Source organism: Streptomyces oceani, assembly GCF_001751245.1.
In the GTDB taxonomy this organism is placed as follows: Bacteria; Actinomycetota; Actinomycetes; order Streptomycetales; family Streptomycetaceae; genus Streptomyces; species Streptomyces oceani.
Window position 1 is genome coordinate 32,977 of the sequence record NZ_LJGU01000155.1, and the last position, 7,184, is coordinate 40,160.

Sequence of the window (7,184 nt, forward strand, 5' to 3'; positions counted from 1 at the left end):
GGTGCTGGTCAGCGGGGTGCTGGTGGCGGCCGTGACCACCCTGGTGTGCCCGGTGCCCTCGGCCCGGCTGGTGACGCTCCGGGTCGGCTGGGCCCTGGCGCTCGTCGTCCGTACGGTCATCCAACTGCTACGGGCGAGCGCCTCGGTGTCCTGGGCCGCGCTGCGGTACGGCTCGTACACCCACTCCGCGGTCGTCGCCGTGCCACTGCGGCACGACGCCGACCGACTGGTGCGCGGCGCGGTGCAGCTCACCGGGCTCTCACCGGGGTCCATGGTGCTGGAGATCGACCGCGAGCACAGCACGCTCTACGTCCACTCGCTGCCCGTCCGGGACAAGGCCGAGCTGGAACAGCACCGGAGGCAGATCCTGGCCTCCGAGGACAGCATCCTGCGCGCCTTCGGCGGGACGGAGTACGTCGCGACGGGCCGGCGGGTACCGGGCGACGGCCCCGCGGGCGGCCGTACGAGAGGGGGCGCTCGTACGGACGCTCGTACGGACGCGGGCGCTCGTACGGACAGCGAGGCCGGGGACGGCGGCGACACGGGAGACGGTACCGACACCGGAGGGACTGACCGCCGATGAACATCGTCGTGATGATCGCGCTGGCGCTGCTCTGCGTCGCCGCGCTGCTGCGTCGGCTCGGCGCCGCGCTGCGTCCGCTCCGGGGGCGGGAGCGGCCCAACGACCGGTCCGCCGGTCCCGGCAGATCCGCCGGTCCCGGCAGGTTCGCCGGTACGGACCACCGCGCGCCGGCCCGCCGCGAGGCTCCGTGCGGCTGAGCGCGCGTACGAGAGGCAGCCGCGACCGCCGGGGTCAGCGCACCCGGGACAGGAAGTCCACCACCGCCGCCGTGATCTCGGCCGTGCTCCAGGCCAGGCCCGGCTCCTCCACCAGCACCTCGGTGTGGGCGATGCCGGGCAGACCCGCGTGGTCCCAGATCCGGAAGAGCGCGACTCCGGTCTCCTCCGCCGTCCGTACGGCGGCCTCGGTCAGCGCCTCCGCGTCGTACGGCAGCCACACCAGGAACTGGTGGGTGTGCGGCACCTCGGGCTGAATCCGCACCCAACTCACACCGGCGGCCGTGCACCCCGCCCGCAGGGCCTCGGCCACCTCCTTGGCCCGCGCGACGTACTCCGGCAGCCGGGGTAGTTCCCGGTCCAGGCCGGCGAGGGCGGACAACGCGGCCGGCCACTGCTGGAAGAGCTGGCCGCCGTACCGGTGACGCCAGGTCGTCGTCTCCTCGATGAACTCCGCGCTGCCGGCCAGCGCGGCACCGGACAGCCCGCCCAGGGACTTGTAGAAGGAGACGTACACGCTGTCCGCCAGCTCGGCGATCTCCGGCAGACCGCGCCCGAAGTGCGGGGCGCACTCCCACAGCCGGGCGCCGTCGAAGTGCACCACCGCGTCCCGCTCGCGGGCCACCGCCACGGTGGCGGTGAGTTCGTCCCAGTCGGGCAGCAGGAAGCCGGCCTCCCGCAGCGGAAGTTCCAGCGCCAGCGTGCCGAACGGCTCGCGCAGCGCGCGGACCTCGGAGTCGTAAGGCATCCGCGGCGCCTGCGTCGGATGCACCACGCGCAGGCCGGTGAGCTGGCTGAGCGCGTCCCGTTCCCACTGCTCGGGGTGGGCCAGCGGGTGCATCGCGACCGTACGGTTGGCGGTACGGCCAGCCCAGCAGCGCAGCGCCACCTGCTGGGCCATGGTGCCGGTCGGGAAGAAGGCCGCGGCCTCGGTGCCCAGTGTCTCGGCGGTGCGACGCTCCAGCTCGGCGACGACCCGGTTGCCGTACGTGTCAGTCCAGTCGCTCAGGTCGTACGCTTCCGCGCCCTCCCGGGCCAACTGGTCCAGCCGCTCGGCGAGGGTGCCGGCGACGGGGCCCCTGGAGAGCTTGCGGGTGGCCCCGGTCCAGGCGGCCAGCCGCCGGCGCACCACTGCCTCGTGCTCCTCAGCCACGGTCACCCTGGCCGCTTCCACCGTACGTTCGTGCGCGCTGCCGGCGACCCGGCGGCCCGCATGCCAGCGAGGGGGCGCTCACGCGCTGCGCAGCGCGCCGGGCCCGGTGGTGTCACCGGCGTCACTGGGGGCGCGACTGCCGGGGGCGTCGCCGTGGCCGGCGGCGGCCGACTCCGACTCGGACAGGTCGATCACCTTGCCCGCCGCGCCGGCCGGCACCCGGCGGACCGGGCCGGTGGCCTCGGCCGGTGGATCGCCGACCACGGTCTGGGCGCCCTCGGCGCCGGCAGCATCCTCGGCGGACCGGGCGGACTCGTCGCCGGGTGCCGCGTCGCCCGTGGCGCCGGCGTGCCGGGCGCCGAAGAAGTCGAAGCCGTCGTCCCGTCCCGGACCGGACCGCGTCCCGGAGTCCGGCGGCACGGGCGCCGATCCGTCCGGGACGGCCGAGGCCAGCGCGTCCGGCGCGGGTACCGCCGAGTCCCGCTCCCGCTGCCGCTCGGCGTTCCGCTTGAGCTGGCCCAGAGCCTCGTACGCCTGTCGGTACGTCAGCGGGCTCGGCGCCCCGGAGGCCAGCCGGTGGTCCGTCACCCCCGAGGTGAGCTGCCGGCGGGCCGGTTCGCCGGCCTCTATCTCCAGCTGCCGGCGACCCTCGAGGGCGCTGGCCCGGCCGGTCTCGGCGTTGGCGTACCGACGCAGCAGGGCGGCGTGCTCCGTACGCAGCCGGGCCAGTTCGATCCGCTTGTCCCGCAGCTTCTTCTCCAGCCCCTGGCGCAGCCGGCGGGACTCCTCCAGGTCGCCCTCCAGGTCGGCCTGCTGCTCCTCGGCGCGCCACTCCGTACGGCTCTGGCGGGCCTTCAGCTCCGCCACCTGACGCCCGGCCGCGCGGTCCCACCGGCGGGCCAGCACCGCGCCGGCCGCACCGGCCACCGCGGCGGCCGCGGTGAGACCGCGCAGCACCAGGATCTCCGTGTCCGTCGTGCCCACGCCCCCGACGAACCAGCTGCCGCCGGCACAGGCCAGCCCGGCGACAGTGACGGCCACCGGAGGCAGGAGCCGGTGCAACGGCTGGGAATGGCGATGACGTCCACGTGGCATGGTTTGGAATTTACCCTGTGCACGGTGCCCGGCGACACCGGGCGTCAGCACTCGACCGGCTTCGGCCGGCTCACCCGTCGATCAACCGCTGGCTCACCAGGTAGTCCTCGGCGACGTCCGCCGGCTTCTGCCGCTTCGCGTCCACCTTGCGATTCAGCTCGGTGAGTTGCTTGGTGGTGAGGGTCGCGGTCAGCTTGTTGAGGGCGGAACTGACCTTCTTGCCGCCGGCGTCCTTCGCGTTCACCACCGGCAGCACGTTGTCGGCGTTCTGCAGGTCCTTGTCGTCGTCGAGCAGCACCAGGTCGAACTGGTCGAGGGTGGCGTCCGTGGTGGTGGTCAGCACCATCTGGTCGGTGCCGTCCTTGACCGCCTGCTTGGACTGCACAGTGCCGACGCCCTTGGGATCGACGGCGCTGATCTCGATGCCGTACGTCTCCTCCAGACCGGGCTGGCAGTACGGTCGCTCCGCGCACTCGTCGCCGGCCGCGAGCCGCACCTCCAGATCCTTCTCGCCGAGGTCGGAGAGCGTCTTGAGGTCGTGCTCGGCGGCGTAGTCCTTGGTGACCGCGAAGGCGTTCTGGTCCACCGCCTCGCCCACCTCGAGCACCTTGAGCCCGCGGGGCTCGGCCAGCTCGCGCAATGCGGCCACGGTGTCGTCCACGTCGCTGGACGCGACCGGCTCGCTGGCCGCGGCCTTCGCGCCGTTCTCCTTGGCGTTCAGGAACTCCGCCAGAGTGGCGGCGTACTCCGGGACGACGTCGATCTCGCCCTTCTCCAGGGCCGGTTCGTAGAGTTCGCGGTTGCTGACGGTCTTGATGCTGGTGTCGTATCCGGCGTCGGACAGCATCTCGGAGTACATGTTGGCGAGGATCTTGGACTCGGTGAAGCCCGCCGATCCCACCGTCAGCTTCCCCTTCGAGTCGCCGCCGCCGCTCTCCTCCAGGCTGTCGCCGCAGCCGGTGAGACCGGCCGCCAGCACCAGCGAGACCGCTGCCGGCAGTGCGGCACCGATCCCGCGACGGGTCCGGGACGGGCGTCCGGCTCCGCGATTCGCGGCGGTCCAGCGGGTTGCGCTTCTTACGAGCTGCACGGCGTCACCTTCCAGAGGTTCGGCGTGGGACATCGGTCGGGGCGGGACGGTTGTAGGCAGAGCGGTCGAGTCGGGACTGCGGTCGGGGCTTGGGCGCGCGCCAGCCCGGCGGGCGTGGCGAGGGCGGGAGGAGCGCGCGGGACGGTGGTGCGGCGAGGACGTCCGTCATACCGCGTCCGCGGTCTTCCTCGGCCGGTCGGCCGCCTCCCCGTCCGTGCCGGCGCCCGCCCCGTCGGACGGGCCCGCTGTGGAGGCACCGCCCCCACGCCCGGGGCGCGTACGCCCCCGCATCGGGTCGGTCAGTTTGCTCAACAGCACCAGCACGCCCTCCACCACCAGGGCCAGCGCGGCGACCAGGGCGGCCCCGGCGGCCACCTGCGCGGTGTCGTACGTGTTGAAGCCTGCGGTGATGATCCGGCCCAGGCCGCCGCCACCGGCGAGCGCGGCCAGCGTCGCGGTCGCCACGACCTGCACGGTGGCGGAGCGTACGCCGGTCATGATCAGCGGGAAGGCCAGGGGCAGTTCCACCCTGCGCAGCACCTGCCAGCCGGACATGCCCATGCCGCGCGCGGCCTCGACGACATCCCGGTCCGCCTCCCGCAGCCCGACGTAGGCGTTGGTCAACAGGGGCGGGATGGCGAAGAGCACCAGGGCGATGACCGTGGTCAGCTCGCCGTACGGGCCCAACGGGCTCAGCGCCAGGAGCACCAGCACGGCGAAGGTCGGCACGGCACGACCCACGTTGGACACGTTGATCGCGAGCGTGCCGCCCCGGCCGACGTGGCCCAGCCACAGGGCGAGCGGCAGCGCCAGCAGGACGGCGCACCCCATGCTCAGCACCGTCAGGACGAGGTGTTCGCCGAGGCGTTGCCCGGCGCCGCCGGCGCCAGTCCAGTTCGCGCCGCTGGTCAGCCAGTCCCACGCGGCCGTGAAGGTTCCCACTCGCTCAACCAGCCTTCCCCGCGCGGGCCCGGTGCCGGGCCCACGGCGTCAGCGCACGCTGCACGACGAGCAACAACAGGTCAGCCGACACCGCGAGGGCCACGCAGATGGCCGAGGCGGTGAGCACCTGTGCCTTGAACAGGCTGTCCATACCGCTGTAGATGAGGTTCCCGAGACCTCCGTGTCCGACGATCGCGCCGACCGTGGTGAGGGAGATCGCCGAGACCATCGCGATCCGTACGCCGGCCATCAGCGCCGGCAGCATCAACGGCAACTCCACACCGAACAGCAGCTGCCGCTGCCCGTAGCCCATGCCCTGCGCGACCTCCCGTACGTCCCGTGGCACGGACTCGAGACCGGCCAGGATGTTACGGACCAGCACCGTCAGCGAGTACAGCACCAGGCCGGCCACCACCACCGCCGCCGAGAGGCCGAAGACGGGCAGCAGCAGCGCGAACATCGCCAGCGAGGGCACCGTGTAGAGCACCGTGGTCAGCCCGAGCACCGGACCCGAGGCGGCCTTCCAGCGGTACGCCAGCAGCGCCAACGGGAAGGCCAGCAGCAGCCCGAGAAGCACCGAGGAGACGGCGATGCCCAGGTGCTGCAGGGTGGCGTCGGCCAGCTCCCCGCTCCTGCTGCGGACGTACTCGGCACAGATCCAGTCGTTCGCCGCGAGACAGCTGCGCGAGGCCACGGCACTTCACATCCATCGCGATCAGTGATCGATTCCCGAGCGACCATATACGAACAGCTGTCACTATGAAGTGTGATTCGCTTCGAGCAGGTGAGTAAGCGCTACGCGGACGGCACCGTGGCGGTCGAGGATCTGACCTTCCAGATCGCGGAGGGCGAACTCGTCACCCTGGTGGGGCCGTCCGGCTGTGGCAAGACGACGACGATGAAGATGGTGAACCGGCTGATCGAGCCGACCTCCGGTCAGGTCCTGCTGGACGGCGCGGACATCGCCACGATCGATCCGGTCGACCTGCGGCGCCGCATCGGCTACGTCATTCAGCAGGTCGGCCTCTTCCCACACAAGACCGTCCTGGAGAACACCGAGACGGTTCCGCGACTGCTCGGCCACCGGCGTACGCGCAGCCGGGCCCGCGCGGCCGAGTTGCTGGAGCTGGTGGGTCTCGACCCGGACGCGCACGGCCGCCGCTACCCGGACCAGCTCTCCGGCGGTCAGCGGCAGCGGGTCGGGGTCGCCCGCGCCCTCGCGGCCGATCCGCCCGTACTGCTGATGGACGAGCCCTTCGGCGCCGTGGACCCGCTGGTGCGCGAGCATCTGCAGACCGAGTTCCGGAAGCTACAGGAGACGGTCCGCAAGACGGTGTTGTTCGTGACGCACGACATCGAGGAGGCCGTGCGGATGGGCGACCGGATGGCGGTCTACGGAGCCGGGCGGCTGGAGCAGTTCGACGCTCCGAGCAAGGTGCTGGGCGCGCCCCGTACGGACTACGTGGCCGATTTCGTCGGGGCGGACCGGGGCCTGAAGCGGCTGTCGGTGACCCCGATCGAGCGCCGCGACCTGGAGCAGCCGCCCATCGTCCGGCTCGACGACCGAATGGCGGAGGCGACGCGGCGGATGCGTGACCAGGACGCGCGCTGGGCCGTCGTGCTGGACGGCTCCGGGGAACTGCACGGCTGGGTCTCCTCGGACGCGGGCCCGACGGAGGCCGGGGCGGCCGAGGGCGCCGGTGGCGCGGGCCCGCGTCAGGGCCGTCCAGGTCAGGACGGCGAGGACAGCGTACGCGCGCACGCGCGGCGGATGGAGGCGTGGCTCCCGCTGGGGCACTCGCTCAAGCAGGCCTTCAGCACGATGCTGCAGTACGACGCCGGCTGGATCGCCGTGCTGGACGGCGACCGCTTCGAGGGCGTGCTCACCCCCTCCGGGCTGCACGAGGCGCTGCGCCGCTCGATCGACAGCGAGCAGCACGTGGCGGAGGCGGAGCGTGCCGAGATGCTGTTGGCGGGATCCGCGGACGGCGGTGCGGAGAAGGCCGCCGAATAGCGGAGGGCCGTACGCCCGTACGCGCGGCAGCGGTGCCCGTGCGGCCGTACCGCCGGGGCTCGGGCTGCCCGGGCCGGAACCGGGGCTGCCCG

The 7,184-nt window shown here is 72.8% G+C and carries 8 protein-coding genes; 3 read left to right on the forward strand and 5 right to left on the reverse strand.

Translation table 11 applies throughout. The features are described from left to right. On the forward strand, positions 1 to 583 hold a 583-nt coding region (locus AN216_RS24415), incomplete at its 5' end, for a Na+/H+ antiporter subunit E (RefSeq protein ID WP_170843215.1). Continuing rightward, positions 580 to 780: a hypothetical protein gene (locus tag AN216_RS24420; RefSeq protein ID WP_070198885.1), complete on the forward strand. Its 201-nt coding sequence runs from the start codon at positions 580 to 582 to the stop codon at positions 778 to 780. The genes AN216_RS24415 and AN216_RS24420, both read left to right, overlap by 4 nt. A gap of 34 nt (positions 781 to 814) precedes the next feature. Here AN216_RS24420 and AN216_RS24425 read toward each other — a convergent pair whose 3' ends face one another. From AN216_RS24425 to AN216_RS24445, 5 genes are all read right to left on the reverse strand, one after another. Continuing rightward, positions 815 to 1,957 carry a threonine aldolase family protein gene (locus tag AN216_RS24425; protein WP_244502637.1) on the reverse strand — a complete coding sequence of 381 codons (1,143 nt, stop codon included), beginning with the start codon at positions 1,955 to 1,957 and terminating at the stop codon, positions 815 to 817. 72 nt (positions 1,958 to 2,029) lie between these two features. Beyond that, positions 2,030 to 3,046, reverse strand: coding sequence for a hypothetical protein (locus AN216_RS24430; RefSeq protein ID WP_212732752.1), 1,017 nt, complete (start codon positions 3,044 to 3,046; stop codon positions 2,030 to 2,032). 70 nt (positions 3,047 to 3,116) lie between these two features. Continuing rightward, the gene (locus AN216_RS24435; RefSeq protein WP_070198897.1) at positions 3,117 to 4,058 is read right to left on the reverse strand and encodes an ABC transporter substrate-binding protein; all 942 of its coding nucleotides are present in this window, start codon (positions 4,056 to 4,058) and stop codon (positions 3,117 to 3,119) included. Positions 4,059 to 4,301: 243 nt separating this feature from the next. Continuing rightward, on the reverse strand, positions 4,302 to 5,078 hold the full coding sequence (locus AN216_RS24440; RefSeq protein ID WP_070198887.1) for an ABC transporter permease: 777 nt from the start codon (positions 5,076 to 5,078) through the stop codon (positions 4,302 to 4,304). Between the two features lie 4 nt (positions 5,079 to 5,082). Beyond that, positions 5,083 to 5,772 (reverse strand): ABC transporter permease, encoded by a 690-nt coding sequence (locus AN216_RS24445; protein WP_070198888.1) that lies wholly within the window; start codon positions 5,770 to 5,772, stop codon positions 5,083 to 5,085. 72 nt (positions 5,773 to 5,844) lie between these two features. Between AN216_RS24445 and AN216_RS24450 the strand changes: the two genes are divergently transcribed. Next, positions 5,845 to 7,092: an ABC transporter ATP-binding protein gene (locus AN216_RS24450; protein WP_070198889.1), complete on the forward strand. Its 1,248-nt coding sequence runs from the start codon at positions 5,845 to 5,847 to the stop codon at positions 7,090 to 7,092. The last annotated feature ends 92 nt before the right edge of the window (positions 7,093 to 7,184 follow it).

Bases quoted from the DNA above. Each gene is read 5' to 3' on its own strand.
- AN216_RS24420 (WP_070198885.1), top strand. From the start codon at position 580: ATGAACATCGTCGTGATGATCGCGCTGGCGCTGCTCTGCGTCGCCGCG.
- AN216_RS24430 (WP_212732752.1), bottom strand. From the start codon at position 3,046: ATGCCACGTGGACGTCATCGCCATTCCCAGCCGTTGCACCGGCTCCTG.